General features: G+C 73.2%; 10 protein-coding genes. 6 read left to right on the top strand and 4 right to left on the bottom strand.

The features are described from left to right. Nucleotides 1-8 precede the first annotated feature (8 nt). From ABZ370_RS34285 to ABZ370_RS34275, 3 genes are read left to right on the top strand one after another with little or no spacing between them, the layout of a single operon-like run. Nucleotides 9-1,667 (top strand): hypothetical protein, encoded by a 1,659-nt coding sequence (locus tag ABZ370_RS34285; RefSeq protein WP_358629047.1) that lies wholly within the window; start codon nt 9-11, stop codon nt 1,665-1,667. After that, on the top strand, nt 1,664-2,770 hold the full coding sequence (locus ABZ370_RS34280) for a MoxR family ATPase (protein WP_358629044.1): 1,107 nt from the start codon (nt 1,664-1,666) through the stop codon (nt 2,768-2,770). Before ABZ370_RS34285 ends, ABZ370_RS34280 begins: the two co-directional genes overlap by 4 nt. Then, on the top strand, nt 2,767-7,905 hold the full coding sequence (locus tag ABZ370_RS34275; RefSeq protein WP_358629041.1) for an ATP-binding protein: 5,139 nt from the start codon (nt 2,767-2,769) through the stop codon (nt 7,903-7,905). Before ABZ370_RS34280 ends, ABZ370_RS34275 begins: the two co-directional genes overlap by 4 nt. A 58-nt stretch (nt 7,906-7,963) precedes the next feature. On the opposite strand, the gene ABZ370_RS34270 is transcribed toward ABZ370_RS34275, so the two are convergent. After that, nucleotides 7,964-9,148, bottom strand: coding sequence for an MFS transporter (locus ABZ370_RS34270; protein WP_358629038.1), 1,185 nt, complete (start codon nt 9,146-9,148; stop codon nt 7,964-7,966). Between the two features lie 330 nt (nt 9,149-9,478). Between ABZ370_RS34270 and ABZ370_RS34265 the strand changes: the two genes are divergently transcribed. Next, nucleotides 9,479-10,969, top strand: a complete 1,491-nt coding sequence (locus tag ABZ370_RS34265; protein ID WP_358629036.1) for an amino acid permease — start codon at nt 9,479-9,481, stop codon at nt 10,967-10,969. Nucleotides 10,970-11,050: 81 nt separating this feature from the next. Next, nucleotides 11,051-12,667 carry a GMC oxidoreductase gene (locus tag ABZ370_RS34260; RefSeq protein ID WP_358629033.1) on the top strand — a complete coding sequence of 539 codons (1,617 nt, stop codon included), beginning with the start codon at nt 11,051-11,053 and terminating at the stop codon, nt 12,665-12,667. 89 nt (nt 12,668-12,756) lie between these two features. Here the strand turns inward: ABZ370_RS34260 and ABZ370_RS34255 are convergent, their stop codons facing one another. Beyond that, nucleotides 12,757-12,984 carry a DUF5133 domain-containing protein gene (locus ABZ370_RS34255; protein ID WP_358629030.1) on the bottom strand — a complete coding sequence of 76 codons (228 nt, stop codon included), beginning with the start codon at nt 12,982-12,984 and terminating at the stop codon, nt 12,757-12,759. 53 nt (nt 12,985-13,037) lie between these two features. Beyond that, the gene (locus ABZ370_RS34250) at nt 13,038-14,510 is read right to left on the bottom strand and encodes an MFS transporter (RefSeq protein ID WP_358629027.1); all 1,473 of its coding nucleotides are present in this window, start codon (nt 14,508-14,510) and stop codon (nt 13,038-13,040) included. A 120-nt stretch (nt 14,511-14,630) separates the two neighbouring features. On the opposite strand from ABZ370_RS34250, the gene ABZ370_RS34245 reads away from it, so the two are divergent. After that, on the top strand, nt 14,631-15,824 hold the full coding sequence (locus ABZ370_RS34245; RefSeq protein WP_358629024.1) for a cytochrome P450: 1,194 nt from the start codon (nt 14,631-14,633) through the stop codon (nt 15,822-15,824). A 28-nt stretch (nt 15,825-15,852) separates the two neighbouring features. On the opposite strand, the gene alc is transcribed toward ABZ370_RS34245, so the two are convergent. Then, a complete protein-coding gene (alc, locus tag ABZ370_RS34240) occupies nt 15,853-17,055 on the bottom strand; it encodes an allantoicase (RefSeq protein ID WP_358629021.1) in 1,203 nt (400 codons plus the stop codon). Nucleotides 17,056-17,144 lie beyond the last annotated feature (89 nt).

Genomic DNA, 17,144 nt, shown 5'->3' with positions numbered 1-17,144 from the left:
CGGTGAGCGTGGCACTTCCCATCGGACCGGAGCGAGAGGTCCTGGCCGAGCGGGCGCGCCTCCAGTGGTGCCCCGACTTCGCGCAGGAGCTGGCCCGCCGCCTGGAGACCGCCGACCGCGCCCAGCTCCTGCTCGCCCGCGCGGGCATCGAGGTCGACTGGCCCGCGGAGCGCGGCGGGGCGCTGGGGCCGCTGCTGTACCGCGCGTTCCAGCACCGGGTGCACCGGCCCGACGTCATGCGGCGGCTGTTCGACGCGCTGGAGGAGGAGTACGGCGCGCCCTGGGTGATCGAGCTGCGGCACGGATACGACGCCCTCCCCGACGGCGCCCCGGCCACGCTCCCCGCCGTCGCCGCCGGGCTGCTCGACGCCGACGAGCGCCGGGACCTCGATACGCTGCTGGACGACCCCCGCTGCCCCACCGATCCGGACCAGCTGTGCGAGGCGCTGTGGGCCGCGGCCTCCTCCCTCGGACTCCTGGTGGCCAAGGACGGCCTGCTCGCCACCGAACAGGCCTGCAGCGTGACCGCCCTCGTCGACGACCTGGACACGCGCAACAGCCCCGACACCCGGATCCCGCCGCTGCTCGTCTTCCTGGAACACCTCGCCGCCCGTGCGGAGGACCCCGTGGGCGGCGAACTGCGGGCCTGGATCGACACCGTGGCCCACCGCCGCACCGGCCGGATGCCCGCCGCGCTGCTCACCGCGGAGCGCTCCACCGCCACCTCCGCGGCCGAGGCCCCGGCGCCCCCGTACACCAGCTGTCTGGTCCGGGCCGAGCGCTGCGACCCAGGCGGCGACCGCTACCGGCTCGCCGCCTGGCTCTACCGAGGGGGCCGCTGCCTGGGCATCAAGCTCCAGGACGACACCCCGCGCCCGGTGGAGGCGATACCCGCCGCGGCCGAGGAGCTGATCGCCCGGCTCCAGCCCTTCGTCCAGCATCTCGACCCCGAATCCCTGCTGTTCGAGTTCCTGCTGCCGTGGGAGGCGCTCGGCTGGCCGGTCGACGAGTGGAACCTGCGGGGCGGCGGCGAGCTGGCCGTCCCCCGTCCCATCGGCCGCTACGGGCCGGTCGTCGTCCGCTCCCTGGACCGGCTGCGGGACGGCTGGTCCACCGCCCAGTGGCTGGCCCGCTGGGAGCGGCTGCGCGAGCCGGGGGCGGACGAGGGACCTCCGCCCGGACCGCACTGGCTGCACGGCGACGGCACCCCGCCCGAGGAGACCGAACGTGGCGGCCCGGCCGACCCCGAGGGGGATCCCCTGACCGCGGACGCCTCCGCCCTCCAAGCGCTCGCCGGGCGGCTGGCCGCCCGCGAGGACATCAACTGCCTCTTCCTCACCTACCCCTACCCGCGTCTCACCGCCGTCCCGGACGCCCTGCTGTGCGCCATCCAGGAGGGCGTGCCCGCCGCCGTGTGGTGGCGGCCCGGGAGGAACGGCGCCGCCTCGCCCGGGCGGCCCGCGCGGGTGGCCAAGCTCGTCGTCGCGGACGGGGGCCTGGCCGGGCTGCCCGGCACCGTACTGGACTTGCGCCGACAGGCGGCGCAGTGCACGGAGGAAGCCCACGACGGCGCGGGGATCGCGGTGCTGTGGGACAACCCCGGCTGGCACCCCGAACGACTCAGACGACTCGGGGGCCCGCGGGCCCACCAAGGAGGCAAGCGATGAACGCGGACGACCCGCAGCCGCCCGTCACCACCGACGCCGAACGGCCCTCGCCGCCCGCCTGGTGGATCTACTACGGGGACGGCGTCCGCCGCACCGACTGGACCCTGCCCGAACCCCCGCCCTGGCGCCGCTTCGACGGTGTCCGCCCCGAAACCGGCGAGGACTCCGGGCCGGAGGCCGAACCCTGCTGCGACGCCCACACCGCCGAGGGTCCCGGCCGCACCGGCGTGGCCACCACCTACCGCGCCGAGCCCGAAGAGGCCCGGATGGTCAACGCCGCCATCCATCTGCGCCGCCCGCTCCTGGTCACCGGCAAACCCGGCACCGGGAAGTCCACCCTCGCCCATGGCATCGCCCATGAACTGGGCCTCGGCCGCGTCCTCCACTGGTCCGTCACCAGCCGCACCACCCTCGCCGACGGGCTGTACGCGTACGACGCCATCGGCCGCCTCCAGGACGAGAAGCGCGACCAGGGCGGGAAGCATGACGCGGGCGGGAAGCGCGACCAGGACGACAAGCGCGCCGCCGACATCGGGACATACCTGCGGCTCGGCCCCCTCGGCACCGCGCTGCTCCCCTCCGACCGCCCCCGCGTCCTGCTCATCGACGAACTCGACAAGGGCGACGTCGACCTGCCCAACGACCTGCTCTCGGTGCTGGAGGACGGCCAGTTCACCATCCCCGAACTCCAGCGGTACCCCGTCTGCGACGTCCATGTGATGACCGACGACGGACTGCGCCGCGAACCGGTCCGGCACGGGCGGGTGCGCTGTGCCGAGTTCCCCCTCGTCGTCCTCACCAGCAACGGCGAGCGCGAGTTCCCGCCCGCCTTCGTCCGCCGCTGCGTCCGGCTGGACATCCGGCCGCCCTCCCGGCAGAAGCTGGACCGTATCGTCCGGGCCCACCTCGGCCCGGAGGTCCTGCGCGCCTCCGGGGAACGGCTGGAGGCCTTCGCGAAGGACCTGGAGGAGGGCCGCAAACTCCTCGCCACCGACCAGCTGCTCAACACCCTCCGGCTGGAACACACCGCCGACCACACCGGCGACCCGGAATGGCCCACGGTCCTGCGCGAACTCCTCCGCCCGCTGAACGACACCGCATGACCGACATCACCGAGGCACTCGCCCTGGCGAGGCGATTCAGCGGCGACGAGGACCTGACGGTGCGCGAGGTCGCCGAACTGCTGTGGCTCGCCGGGCAGATCACCCCCGCCCGGCCGCCCGCCGCCGCGCCTCCGGACCCGCCACCCGGTGACCACCCCCCGCCACCGCCCGGGCCACCGGCCCCGCCGCCACCCGCCGAGCAGCCGCCCGGCGAGCCCGCCGCCGCACCGGACCCGCACCGGCCGCCACCGGCCCCGCCCACCCCGCTCCACAGCCCCGACGACACCGCGGCGGACGGCTCCGGGAGCACCCCCGGCCCAGGCGGCGGATGCGGCGGTCCCGGCACCAAGGCCAAGGCCCTGCCGGTGCGCCGCCCGCCCGCGCTGCCCCGGCGGCTGGAGCTGGCCCGCGCGCTGCGCCCGCTCAAGCGGCGGGTCCGGGCCCCCGGGCGGCGCATCCTCGACGAGCCGCTCACCGCGGACCGCTCCGCCCGCGCCCGCCGCCCCGTGCCCGCCCTGCGCCACGCCTGCGAACGCTGGCTGGAGCTGGCGCTGGTGGTGGACGACAGCGTGTCGATGTCCGTGTGGCGCCGTACCGTGGACGACTTCCGCGAACTCGTCGAGGGACACGGCGCCTTCCGGGACGTACGCCTGTGGCGGTTCGACGCCGACGAGCCCGCCCTCGTCCTGCGCTACGGCACCGCCGGTGACGACCGCGCCGACCAGGCCGCGGAGGGCCGTAACCCCGCCGAGCTGCACGACCCCTCCGGCCGACGGCTGATCCTCGTCCTCACCGACGGGGTCGGCGCCCTGTGGGGCACCCCCGACATGACCGGGACGGTACGGGAATGGGCGCGCCGGTCGCCGCTGGCCGTCGTCCAGATGCTGCCGCCCGGCCTGTGGCACCGCACCTGGCTGCCGCCGGTCCGCGCCGCCCTGCGCGCCACCGGCCCCGCCCGGCTGACCGTACGCCCCGTCGGCCCCGCCGCCCCCGTCGGATCTGCCACCGACCTGGCGCCGCTGATCACCCTCGACCCCGAATGGCTGCGCCCCTGGGCCCAGGCGCTCTCCGGCAGCCGCACCACCTGGCGGCCCGGCTCCGCCGTCGACCTCGGCCGGGAGCCCTGGCACGGCCGCCCCGAGGCCGCCACCGCCGCGGCGGGCCGCCTCCCGGATCACACCGCGGCCCCGGAACTGGTCGAGGAGTTCCGCACCTGGGCCACCCCGGACGCGCTGCACCTGGCGTACCTGCTGTCCGCCGCCCCGCTCACGCTGCCGCTGATGCGCTGGCTCCAGCGGCATCTGCTGCCCGCCACCGGCCCCGCCCACCTCGCCGAGGTGTTCCTCTCCGATCTGCTGGTGCGCACCACCGCCCGCCGCCGCGGGGAGGACCCGGACCAGGTGGTGTACGCCTTCCGCGACGGCGTACGCGACGAACTGGCCGTCGGGCTCACCCGCACCGGCGCCTACCAGGTGCTCACCACCCTGATCCAGGCCCCCGAGGCGCTCGCCGCACCCTTCGGCGGCTCCCTCGACTTCCGGGTGCTGGCCGCCGACCCCACGGGGCCGCTCGCGCTGACCGGCGGGCGCGCGTTCGCCAGTGTGGCCGCGTCGGTGCTGGGCGGTCTGGGCGGCGAACTCGGCCCGTACGCCGAGGCGATCCACGCGGCGCTGCGCGGCCGCCACCCGGCCGGGGGCGGGGGAGCGGCCGACGGGCCGGTCTTCGTGGAGTGCGCCCGGGTGGGCGGCCGCGACATGGCCGTGACGACCTCCGGCAGCGAGCTGTGGATCTGGGACCTGGCCACCGGCCACGGCCGTCTCGTCAACCGCTGGGGCGCGTTCGGCATCACCGCCCTCGCCTGCGCCACCACGGCCTCCGGCCGCAGCCTCGCCGTGACGCTGTCCGCCGACGGCACGCTGGCCGCCACCGACCTCGGCGCCGCCCTGGACCAGGCGCCCGACCGGCGGCCGTACGTCTGGAAAATCGTCTTCCTGGGGGACGGCGCCCAGGCCCGGCCGCCCGTGCTGGCCTGCCACGACATCATGGGCCAGCGGGTCGTGGCGGTCCTCGGCCCGGACGGGATCTGCCTGCTGGACCTCGACAGCGGCGCCGCGTTCCTGCCCACCGTCCCGGTGACCGAGCGGGTGAGCGCGCTGGCCCTGCTGACCGAAGGCGGCCGGTCCCATCTGTTCACCGGCGACACCGAAGGCGTCGTCCGCGGCCGGGTCCTGGAGTCCGCCGAGGTGGTCGTCGGCGGCGTGGCCCCGACCGGGGCGTCCCGGCCGCCGGGGCGGCGCTTCGTACTCAGCTTCGGCTTCGGCGCCGCCGCCGACCCCTCGCTGGAGCCCGCCTGCCGTGGACTCGTCGAAGCCTTCGAGGAGTTCGGCTGCCGGACCCGGCGCGCCATGGACGCCTCGGCGCGGGAGTTCCGGCGAACGGTCGAGGAGACCGCGGCCGGACTCACCGACGCGGACGCCCTGATCGTCCATGTGGCGGGCCAGTCGGCGGACAGCGAGACGCTGTTCAGATCGCTGCCCACCGGCGAGACGCGGGGGCGGCGCCTGATGATCGTGGACGACTGCCCGGCCGTGCGGAGCGCCGTCGTCCCGGTCTTCGGTTTCGACGCCGTCCTCATGTCCGGACCGCCCGAGCGGGCCCCCGCCTATGACCTCACCCTCGCCCTCACCGAGGCCCTGCGCCGCTTCGCGGCCGGCCGGCGCGGACACTCGCGCCACGAGCAGTTCATCTCCTTCCAGGACGTGCTGGACCTCGCCCACGACCTCGCCGAAGGCCGCACCTCGAACAGCGTCCTGCTGTCGGCGCGGCGCGACGGAACGGAGAACGAGGCGTTCCTGCCCAACCCCCGGTACCGCCCGTCCCTGATCCCCCTCCTCGACCAGGGCCCGGCGGAACCACCCGAGACACCGGCCCTGCGGCAACTCGCGCACTGGATCGACGACCCGTCCGGGGGCGGGCTCGCCCTGGTCACCGGGGAGCCCTGGAGCGGCAAGACGACCCTGCTGGCCGCGCTGGCCACGCGGATGCGGCGACTGCCCGGTCTGCCCACGCCCCTGGCGGTCTCCGCGGTCGGACGCGACGCCGCGGAGCTGGCACGGGTCGTCGCGCGGGAGATCACCGCGCCCGGCGACCCGGTGCCGGGCACCCGCGACGAGCTGGTCGCGCGGCTCCAGCGCCTCACGGCCCCGCCCGTCATCGTGGTCGACGCCCTGGACGAGGCGCGGGACCCCGAGGCCATCGTCCACGAACTGCTGCGCCCGCTCGTCCACTCCGGAACCTGCCGACTGGTGGTCGCCGCCCGCCCGGGCCGTCCGATGGCCACTCTGATGAAGAGCGATCAGCACACCCACATCACCCTCACCGCCTCTCCCGAACTCCAGCACCGCACCCTGCGCGAGATGTGCGACCGCGTGCTGGCCACCGCCCCCGCCTACCGCGCCGCCTCCGCCACCCCCGTGCGCGAGGCGTTCGGCGAGGCCGCCGCCACCGCGCTCGTCGAACGGAGCCCGGTGGCCGAACAGGTCCTCATCGCCCGCGCCTACACCGGATTCATCGCCTCCCGCGGCGACCCCCTGGACGGCCCGGAGGAGGCGCGCTGGGCGGGCTCCGGCGTGCCCCGCACCAGCGCCGACGTCGTGGCCCTGCTGCTCGCCGACGCCCGTAACCCCTGGACCGTGCCGGTGCTCACCACGCTGGCGGCGGCCGGGAACGTGGCGCTGACGGACACCCAGATCCAGCGGCGCTGCGGACCGCCCTCGCTCTACGAGGTACGGGAGGCCCTGGCCCCGGTACGCGGACTGCTGGAATCCGCCACCGACGCCCGGGGCCGGACGCGGTACCGCCTGGCGGCCTCGTCCGTCGCGGCACGGATACGCGAGGCGCAGGGCATCGGCCCCGTGTGCGAGCCGCCGCCCAGGCGGCTGTGGTCGGAGCCGGTCGCGCTGGGACGCTGCCGGGGACCGGTGGCGGCGATGGCCGCCGCGGAGGACTCTTCCGGAGCGGGGCTCTACTTCATGGGATCGGGCACCCGCATGCTGCTGCGCGCCTCCGTGGCCCCGGGCGAAGCGCCCCCGGCGGTGCCCGTCGCGCAGGTGCCGTACGAGCCCCTTCCGCGGCTGGCGTTCGTCGACTGGCAAGGCGACCGGGCGCTGGTCCGCGGTTCCCGGCGCGACTGCGTCGTGTGGCCGCTGGCCGATCGGACGCCCCCCGAAAACCGCACACCCGAACACCTGGGCCCCATTGAGGCGTTCACCGCCACCACGAGCGTGGGCGGGCGCCCGCTGGCGGTCGCGGTGAACGAGAAGGGCGCCCCCCGGGCCTGGCATCTGGACGACCTCACCCCCGCCGGTGAGCCGTTCACCGCCGTCCCCCGGGTGCTGGGAGTGCACGGCTTCGGCCATGCTCGGCACGACCCCGCGGAGCTGTCGCACCAATGGCTCCTGGCCCTGCGCGACGGCGCGGAGCGGGTCGGCCACACCGGCTCCTCGGCCCCCTTCGACGTGAGCGTCGCCCACTACGGCGACACCTTGCGCACCACGGGCGGGAAGACCGACAGCGGCAACGGCCGTGGACGGCTGCGCCGCCTCGCGGACGCCCTCGTACGGGCCGTGGGCATGCCCAACGCCCTGCTGCCCGGCATGGGGAGGGAGCTGTACGTCTACCTGAACGACCCCGAGCAGCGGGCCCGGGCGCGGCACATCGTCGCCCAGGCTCTCGCCGCACGGCGGCCGGACGTGGTGATCGCCCACTCCCTGGGCTGTCTGGTCGTCTACGAGGCGCTGTGCGAACGGCCGGACCTCTCGGTGGACCTGCTGGTGACCCTGGGCGCGCCGCTCGGTCTGGACCTGATCTTCAACCGGCTGGAACCCGCACCCGCCGACGGCCGGGCCCAACGCCCCCCGGGCGTACGGCGATGGGTGAACCTCGCGGGCACCGACGATCCGCTGGCCATCCCGCGTGACCTGACCGAGCGGTTCGAGGGCGTCTCGGTGAACATCCAGTGCGAGGGGCTGGGCATGGACGCCGTCCGCACCCAGGGCTACGGCTATCTGCACAGCGTCGAGCTGGCCACCGTCCTCTCCGAACACCTGGGCCGTGGTGACCGTCCGGTCGGATAGTCGGAATAAATAGTGTGCCAAGCAGCCCATGCCGCCGAGGGCCGGGGCGCGTCTCCCGTCAGCCCGCCGCGTCGGCGGCCAGGGCCGCGCTGTCCGGAACCGGCTTCGCCTCGTACGCGTGCGGCAGATCGCGGCGCCGCCGCATCGGCCCCAGCGCCAGGATCAGCCAGCAGGACGCCACCACCCCCGTCATGATCCACATGGTGGGGCGCAGCCCGAGCGTGCCGCCGAGGAGTCCGCCGAGCAGCGAACCGAGCGGAATGGTGCTGTGGTTGAGCATCATCGTCGTCGCGACCACCCGGCCCAGCAGCTCGGGCGGGCAGTACCGCTGCCGGAAGCTGCCCACCACCACGTTGCACACCGCGACGCCCGTCCCCACCATGAACGCGCCGACCGCGAACAGCAGCAGCCCGGCGCCCGGCGCGGCCAGCGGCATCAGCAGCGCGAACGGGCTGGTGACCGCCTGGAGTACGAGCATCCCGCGAGCCGATCCGAAGCGGCGGCCCACGGCCGTGGCCAGCAGCGCGCCGAGGACTCCGCCGAGGCTGCCGGTCATGATCAGGACACCGACCGTCGCCTCGGACACCCCCACCGCGCGCACCAGGAACACGATCTGCACGGCCTGATACCCCATCAGTGCCATGTTGAGCACGGCCCCGTACGTCACCATCGGCCGCAGATAGGGGTCATGGCGGACGAAGCGCAGCCCCTCGCCGATCCGCCGGCGCAGCGTGGCCGTCGCGTCGGGGGCCGCCGGGGCCGGTTCCCGGACCCGGATCATCAGCAGGCACACCGCCGAGACCACGAAGGTCAGGGCGTCGACCAGCAGCCCGGCGACCGCGCCGAACGCCTGGGCGACCAGCCCGGCGGTTCCACGGCCGACCACCCGCGTACCGGCCTCGCTGCCCTGGAGCTTGGCGTTCCCCTCCAGCAGATCGCGCTCGTCCAGCACCGCGGGGATGTACGCGTGGTACGCGGTGTCGAAGAACACCGCCGATACCCCGCACATCACCGCCACCACGAGCAGCTGCGCCAGTGTCAGCACATCCGGCCAGGCGGCCACCGGGACACTCGCGTACAGCGCCGCCGACACCAGATCGCAGACGATCAGCAGCGGCCGCCGCCGGACCCGGTCCACCCAGGCCCCCGCGGGCAGCCCGGACCCCGAGGCGCCCTCGGGCGCCCGTGTCGCCAGGCGTCGTGTCCATGCCCCCTTGAGGCGAGCCCGGGCCGAGCCCGTCACCTCATGACCGCAGATGAAAGGCCGGTACATCCTTCGATGTACGGCTCGGCGCCGGGCAGGGCACTGGAAAGCTTCCCTTTGTTACATCTGTATGAAACGGAGGGGGTCGATGCGTGACGTCTGTCGATGGCCGGGGTCTGGCGGGACACCTAGATTCCACTGAACCGCAACCCACCCCACATCTGCCTCCACAGGGGCATCGGTCCTGCTCGGGGCCGCTTTTCGTGTCGCCGATCGGGGACACGGCTCACTGCCGGTGACGCATCGCGTGCGCCTCACATGCGCGCGTCCCGCGCCGACTCCCGCCGTCATCAGAGACGAGGAACGATCATGAGCGCCCATAAGCCGATCTCCACGGACGCCCGCGCCCCCGGCGCCGAATCGCCGCCGGGGGCGGCGCCGCCCGGTGGCTCCGGCTCCGGCCCCGAGGACGGGCTGAAGGCCGGGCTGAAGAATCGCCATCTGTCGATGATCGCCATCGGCGGGGTGATCGGGGCCGGGCTGTTCGTCGGCTCCGGGGCGGGGATCGCCGCGGCGGGGCCCGGCATTCTGCTCTCGTACGCGCTGGTGGGCACGCTCGTCGTGCTGGTGATGCGGATGCTCGGCGAGATGGCCGCGGCCGATCCGGTCTCCGGTTCGTTCTCGTCGTACGCGGACCGGGCGCTCGGCCGCTGGGCGGGGTTCACGATCGGCTGGCTCTACTGGTTCTTCTGGGTCGTGGTGCTGGCGGTGGAGGCCACCGCGGGGGCGGCCATCCTCACCGGATGGGTACCCGCGGTGCCGCAGTGGGCGTGGGCGCTCATCGTGATGGTGGTGCTGACCGCGACGAACCTGTTCTCCGTGGGCTCCTACGGGGAGTTCGAGTTCTGGTTCGCGGGCATCAAGGTGGTCGCGATCGCCGCGTTCATCGTGGTCGGCGGGCTGGCGATGTTCGGTCTGCTGCCGGGTGCTTCCGACGGTGCGATCGGCACCGCGAATCTGACCGGTCATGGCGGCTTTCTGCCGAATGGCCCCGGTGCCGTGCTCACCGGTGTGCTGATGGTCGTGTTCTCCTTCATGGGCAGTGAGATCGTCACGCTCGCGGCGGCGGAGTCCGCCAATCCGCGCAAGGCGGTCGCGCGCGCCACCAACAGTGTGATCTGGCGGATCGCGGTCTTCTACCTCGGTTCGATCCTCATCGTGGTGACCCTGCTGCCGTGGGATTCCCCCGAGGTGAAGAAGAGCCCGTACGTGGCCGTGCTGGACTACATCGGCATCGCCCACGCCGGGCAGGTGATGGACGTGGTCGTGCTGACCGCCGTGCTCTCCTGTCTCAACTCCGGCCTGTACACGGCTTCCCGGATGGCGTTCTCGCTCGGCGGTCGCGGGGACGCGCCGAAGAGCTTCAGCCGCACCACCGCCCGCGGTGTCCCGGCCACCGCGATCCTCGCCTCGGTCGTCTTCGGTTTCGTGGCGGTCTTCTTCAACTACGCCTACCCCGACACCGTGTTCCAGTTCCTGCTGAACTCCTCGGGTGCGGTGGCGCTCTTCGTCTGGCTGGTGATCTGTTTCTCCCAGCTGCGGATGCGCAGGACTCTGGAGCGTGAGTCGCCGGAGCGGCTGACGGTGAAGATGTGGGCGTACCCGTATCTGACCTGGATCACCATCGGCATGATCGTCTTCGTGGTGGGTTACATGTTCACCGATCCGGACGGCCGTCAGCAGATGGTTCTGTCGCTGCTCGCCGCGGCGCTGGTGCTCGGTGTCGCCCTGGTGCGCGAGATCCGCCGGAAGCGGTCGCCCCAGGCGGCCGAGTCCTCCCGGACACCCGAAAAGATCTGACGCAAAAAGATCTGACGCAGCGTCAAAAGACCATGTGCGCGCAGGATGGGCGGAGTGGCTGATTCCGCCCATGATGCGCCCATGGAAGGAAAACTGACACGTCGTCACTTTCTGGGGCTGGCGGCCCTGCAGACGGCCGCCACCCTCGGACTCACCCGGATCGGGCTCACCCCGGCGGCCGCCGCCCGGAGCGCCGACTACACCCCCGCCCTCGTCATCGGGTCCGGCTACGGCGCGGCGGTCGCCGCGCTGCGCCTGGGCGAGGCGGGTATCCGCACCCTCGTCATCGAGATGGGCAGGCTGTGGGAGCCGCCGGGCTCGGGCGGGGCGGTGTTCTGCTCGATGACCGCGCCCGACCAGCGTTCCATGTGGTTCAAGCGCAGGACCGAGGCGCCGCTGTCCACGTTCCTGTGGCTGGACGTCATCAACAAGGACATCACCCCCTACCCCGGTGTCCTGGGCCGCGTACGGCACCCGAACATGTCCGTCTACGTCGGGCGCGGGGTCGGCGGCGGATCGCTGGTCAACGGCGGTATCGCGGTCACCCCGTCCCGCGCGTACTTCCAGGAGGTGCTGCCGGGCGTCGACGCGGACGCGATGTACGGCACGTACTTCCCGCGCGCCAACCGCATGCTCGGCACCGCCCCCGTCCCCTCCGACTGGTTCGAGTCCACGGAGTGGTACCAGTACGCCCGGGTCGCCCGCGCCCAGGCGAGCGCGGCGGGGCTGAAGACCGTCTTCGTGCCCAGCGTCTACGACTTCGACTACATGCGGCGCGAGGCCGCCGGGACCGCCACCAAGTCCGCGCTCGCCCAGGAGGTCATCTACGGCAACAACTACGGCAAGCGCAGCCTCGACAAGACCTACCTCGCGGCCGCCCTCGGCACCGGGAACGTCACCCTCCACACGCTCAGCCGCGCCCGCGCGGTGCGCCGGGCCGCCGACGGTACGTACGTCGTCACCGTGGACCGCATCGACACCACCGGCGCGGTCACCGCGACGGACGAGATCGGCTGCGGCTCCCTCTTCCTCGGCGCGGGCAGCCTCGGGACGAGCGAACTGCTGGTGCGCGCCCGCGAGACCGGCACGCTGCCGGGGCTGAACGCGGAGGTCGGCCGGGGCTGGGGCGGCAACGGCAACGTCATGCTGGGCCGTGCCAACCACATCTGGAACCCCACCGGGGCCCATCAGTCCACGATCCCGGTGACGGCCATCGACGACTGGTCCAACGCGGCCAACCCGGTCTTTGCCGAGATCGCCCCGCTGCCGGCCGGTACCGAGACCTGGGCCAGCCTCTACCTGGCGATCACCAAGAACCCCGAGCGCGGCACCTTCACCTACGACGCCGCCAAGGACGCCGCCGTACTGAACTGGACCGCCACCCAGAGCGCCCCGGGCATCGCCGCCGCGAAATCCCTCTTCGACCGGGTCAACGCGGCCAACGCCACCATCTACCGCTACGACCTCTTCGGCGACACCCGCGCCTTCGCCGGGGACTTCTGCTACCACCCGCTGGGCGGCGCCGTACTGGGCCGCGCCACGGACATCTACGGCCGGGTGGCCGGTTACCAGCGGCTCTATGTGACCGACGGAGCGCTCATCCCGGGCTCCATCGGCGTCAATCCCTTCGTGACGATCACGGCCCTGGCGGAACGCACCATGGCCCGCGTCCTCGCCGAGGACGATGTGGGCCGGTAGGACACACGGCCCCGGGGCGCACCGCATCGCGCCCCGGGGGCATCACGTCATGCGCCGAGCGTCATGCGCCGAGCGTCACGTGCTCGGCGTCACGTGCTCAGCACGGAGTCGTCCTGGACGCGGGCGCCGGGGAGCTGGTGGCGGGCGGCGATCAGGGCGGTGTCCACGTCCCGGGTCCCGGTGGACACGCAGAGGGTGTACGCGACATCGTCCATGCGCTGGCGCACCTCCGGGCCACCCGCATCGGCGTGCAGGGCGTGCAGCGTCTCGTACTGCTCGACGAGATTGCGCAACACGGCGGGGTGGGCCATCAGCATGGGGGCTCTCCTCGGGTGGTGGACTGCCGGACATCGGGACGGTCGGCCTCCGGCTACCCGGTATGCGCGGCTCCATGCGTGGCCGGGGAGTTCGCGGCCGCCGCGGGGGCCGCCGGACGCTGCCGGGGGAGGAAGGACGCGAGGACGAAGGCCAGGAGGGCCGCCCCGGCGCCGACGGCCATGACCACCCGGAAGCCGCTCTGGGCGGGGAGGGTGGTGGAGCCGAGCGTGATGGTCATCTCGGCGAGGACGACGCCCGCCACCGCGCTGGAGATCGAGGTGCCGATGGACCGCATCAGGGTGTTGAGGCTGTTGGCCGCGGCCGTCTCCGACACCGGCACGGCCGCCATGACGAGCGCGGGCATGGCGCCGTAGGCCAGCCCGATTCCGGCCCCGATGACGCAGGACACCAGGACGAGGTGCCAGATGGCGGACATCAGCGCGATGTTGAGGCCGTAACCCGAGGCGACCACGAGGGCGCCGATCATCAGCGTCACCTTGGGGCCCTGGTTCTTGGAGATGCGTGCGGACAGCGGCGCCATGGCCATCATCACCAGCCCCGACGGCGCCATGACCAGGCCGACGGTCAGCATCGTCTCGCCGAGGCCGTAACCGGTGGCCTTCGGCAGCTGGATGACCTGCGGCATCAGCAGGGACATCGCGAACATGGCGAAGCCGAACACCGCGGAGGCGAGGTTGGTGAGCAGCACCTGACGCCGTGCGGTGGTGCGCAGGTCCACCAGCGGCCGCGCGGAACGCAGTTCCCACCGGCCCCACAGCGCCAGGGTGAGGGCCGAGACGAGGAACAGCCCGAGGGTGAGCCCGCTGGTCCAGCCCCAGGCGGCCCCCTTGGAGATCGCCAGCAGCAGGCACACCAGCGCGATCGAGAGACCGGCCGCCCCCGCCACGTCGAACCGTCCGCCGCTGCGCACCGCGGACTCCGGTACGAGCCTGGCCACGAGCGCGGTGGCGAGGACGCCGAACCCGGCGGCGGTCCAGAACAGCATGTGCCAGTCGGCGCGTTCGGCCAGCAGCGCGGCGGCGGGCAGGCCGAGGGCGCCGCCGACCCCGAGCGAGGCGCTCATCAGGGCGGTCGCCGCGCCGAGCCGCTCCGCGGGCAGTTCGTCGCGCATGATGCTGATGCCGAGCGGTATGACCCCGGCCGCCAGGCCCTGCAGCGTCCGTCCGACGACCATGGGGGTCAGGGTGTCGCTGAGGGCGCCGACGACCGACCCGGTCACCAGCAGGGCGAGGCTGATCAGGAGCATGCGCCGCTTGCCGTACATGTCTCCCAGCCGCCCGATCACCGGTGTCGCGACGGCGGCCGCGAGCAGGGTGGCGGTGATGGCCCAGGTGGTGTCCGACGCCGAGGCGTCCAGGAGGCTCGGCAGCCTGGGGATCAGCGGGATCACCAGGGTCTGCATCAGCGAGACCACGATCCCGGCGAAGGCCAGGACCGCCACGACGGTGTTCGCGCGCGGCGGGCCGGAGGCTCCGGTGGCGGGTCTGGGCAGGGTTTCGGACATGGCGGAGCCTCCGTACGGGGCGAGCGGGCATGCGTCACGGCTAATTTAAATCAGTTGCTTGACTTAATGTAGCGGATCGGGTTGCCTGATCACCGGAGGACGCCTGAATCGGAGGAGAGCATGACGCTTGCGGAGTTTCCGATGGCCAGGGCGGCGGGCTGCCCGTTCGACCCGCCGCCCGCCCTGCGGGAGACGACGGAGGAGGGCCCGCTCGCGAGGGTCCGTCTGTGGGACGGCAGTACACCGTGGCTGGTGACCCGGCACGCCGAACAGCGGGCCCTGCTGGGCGACCCGAGAGTGAGCGCCGATATGACCCGGCCCGGATATCCGAGCCAGGCGCCGCTGCCCAAGGGCACCACCGCCATCAGCTTCATCCTGATGGACGACCCCGAACACGCCCGGCTCCGGCGGATGGTCACCGCCCCGTTCGCCATCAAGCGGGTGGCGGCGATGCGTCCGGCCGTGCAGAAGATCGTGGACGGGCTGATCGACGAGATGCTCGCCGGACCCGCGCCGGTCGACCTGGTGCGGGCGTTCGCCCTGCCGGTCCCGTCGCTGGTGATCTGCGAGCTGCTCGGAGTGCCCTACGCCGACCACGACTTCTTCCAGGAGAACAGCGGCGTCCTCATCAACCGTGAGGTGGCGCCCGAACAGCGGTCGGCCGCCCACGCGGCGCTGCTCGGCTACCTGGACGGCCTGATGGGGGAGAAGATCTCCCACCCCGTGGACGATCTGCTGTCCGGGCTGGCCGGACGGGTCGGGGCGGGCGAGCTGACCCGCGAGGAGGCGGCCCAGATGGGCGTGCTGCTCCTGCTCGCGGGCCACGAGACCACCGCGAACATGATCGCGCTGGGCACCCTCGCCCTGCTGGAGAACCCCGGCCAGCTCGCCCTGCTGCGCGAGAGCGACGATCCGAAGCTGGTCGCCTCGGCGGTGGAGGAGCTGCTGCGCTACCTCAACATCACGCACAGCGGGCGGCGCCGGGTGGCGCTGGAGGACATCGAGGTCGCGGGCCGGACCATCCGGGCCGGGGAGGGGATCATCCTGGCCAACGACATCGCCAACCGGGACCCCGAGGTCTTCCCCGACCCCGACCGGCTGGACCTCCGGCGCGACGCCCGCCGCCATGTGGCGTTCGGCTTCGGGGTGCACCAGTGCCTGGGCCAGCCGCTGGCCCGGATGGAGCTGCAGGTCGTCTACAGCACGCTCTACCGCCGTATCCCCACCCTGCGGCTGGCCACCGGACTGGAGAAGATCCCGTTCAAACACGACGGATCGGTCTACGGCGTCTACGAACTGCCCGTGACCTGGTGAATCGGTGACCTGGTGAACCTGCCCTGGTTCAGGACGGGTTCACGCCCAGGAGGCTGCGTACCCGGGCGGCGATGAGCGAGTCGGCCCCCTCCAGCGCCTTGTGCAGCCCGGCCTCGTCGGAGAAGGGCCGGGCGGCAGCGAGCTCACGGGCCCGGTCCGCCGGGGCGCCGCATTCGGCGGTGAGGATGGCCGACGCCTGGTCCGCGGGCAGCAGATCGAACCAGCGCAGTCCGAGGGCCGCGAGGCCGTCCGGGGTGGGGGAGCCGAAGAGCCGCAGGCGTGCCAGGCCGCCGTCGGGGTGGATGTCCAGCCGGATGTGGGTGACCGGCTGGGTGGTGGTGACACGGAAGCGGTGCGGGGTGTCGCGCTGCAGCCGGGTGCGCGGCAGCAGGTCGAACCACGCGTCGGGGGCGTCCAGGTCCCCGGCGCCGGCGTCGATGCCCTGCAGCCGGGCCGACCCGGGGGAGTTGCCGATGAAGTACGAGGTGTCGATCGTCGCGTGGGTGATCCGGCCGCGGGTGGCGAGCTGCGCGACGATCCAGTCGTTGCCGTCGTCGCGGCGCCTGCTGGTCTCCCAGCCGTCGCCCATGACCCGGGGCAGCCCGGGGGCGAGCACGTTGTTGGGCGGCGAGTAGAAGCGGTTGCTGGCGTCGACGACCTGGCCGCCGTTCTCCACCGCGGCCAGGTCGAAGGCCGTGGCGGTGAGGAAGCGCGGATCGGGCACCACAGTTCCGTGGACACGCAGCCGCGCCACCCCTCCGTCGGGGTGGATGTTCAGCCGGACATGGGTGAAGCGCTGCTCCACGTCCACGGCGAAGTGGTGCTCGCTGTCGCCGCGCAGGGCGCTCTTGGGGACGAGGGACACCCACTCGGCGCCCGCGATCTCCTCGGGCGTGGGGTGGCCTTCGACCGCACACGCCTCGACGGAGCAGTGTTCGGGGTAGTTGCCGGTGAAGTGGGCCGTGTCGACGACGACACCGCGGACCACCCCGGGGGTGCCGAGGCGGACGATCGCCCAGTCGTGGTCGCCGTCCTCGAACTCGGGGCGGCGGCGCCGCGTTTCCCAGCCGTCCATGATCTGGCCCTTGTGGCCGAAGGTGTGGGGCTGGAAGACCGCTGCCGCGGGGCGCAGCAGGTTCTCCTTCTCGGCGAAGAACTCGTCGTTGGCCGCGATCACGCCGCCGCCGAGCGCGCGGGCGGCGAGGTCGGGCAGAAGGGTGAAGTCCGTCATGTCTCTCCTCGGCTGGGGAGCAGTTGGCTGGGCCTCCCGGCGGCGCGGCTTCGACCGCGTGGATCACGCCGCCGGGAGGAGCTGTGGGG

The organism is Streptomyces sp. NPDC005962, from assembly GCF_040629205.1.
Taxonomy (GTDB): domain Bacteria; phylum Actinomycetota; class Actinomycetes; order Streptomycetales; family Streptomycetaceae; genus Streptomyces.
Note: the sequence above shows the minus strand (reverse complement) of the source record. Positions and strands in the feature narration are given on the sequence as shown.

What these genes read in the sequence shown, in the direction of transcription:
- ABZ370_RS34280 (WP_358629044.1), top strand. Translation starts at nt 1,664, where the DNA reads ATGAACGCGGACGACCCGCAGCCGCCCGTCACCACCGACGCCGAACGG.
- ABZ370_RS34275 (WP_358629041.1), top strand. Translation starts at nt 2,767, where the DNA reads ATGACCGACATCACCGAGGCACTCGCCCTGGCGAGGCGATTCAGCGGC.
- ABZ370_RS34265 (WP_358629036.1), top strand. Translation starts at nt 9,479, where the DNA reads ATGAGCGCCCATAAGCCGATCTCCACGGACGCCCGCGCCCCCGGCGCC.
- ABZ370_RS34260 (WP_358629033.1), top strand. Translation starts at nt 11,051, where the DNA reads ATGGAAGGAAAACTGACACGTCGTCACTTTCTGGGGCTGGCGGCCCTG.
- ABZ370_RS34255 (WP_358629030.1), bottom strand. Translation starts at nt 12,984, where the DNA reads ATGCTGATGGCCCACCCCGCCGTGTTGCGCAATCTCGTCGAGCAGTAC.
- ABZ370_RS34250 (WP_358629027.1), bottom strand. Translation starts at nt 14,510, where the DNA reads ATGTCCGAAACCCTGCCCAGACCCGCCACCGGAGCCTCCGGCCCGCCG.
- ABZ370_RS34245 (WP_358629024.1), top strand. Translation starts at nt 14,631, where the DNA reads ATGACGCTTGCGGAGTTTCCGATGGCCAGGGCGGCGGGCTGCCCGTTC.
- alc (WP_358629021.1), bottom strand. Translation starts at nt 17,055, where the DNA reads ATGACGGACTTCACCCTTCTGCCCGACCTCGCCGCCCGCGCGCTCGGC.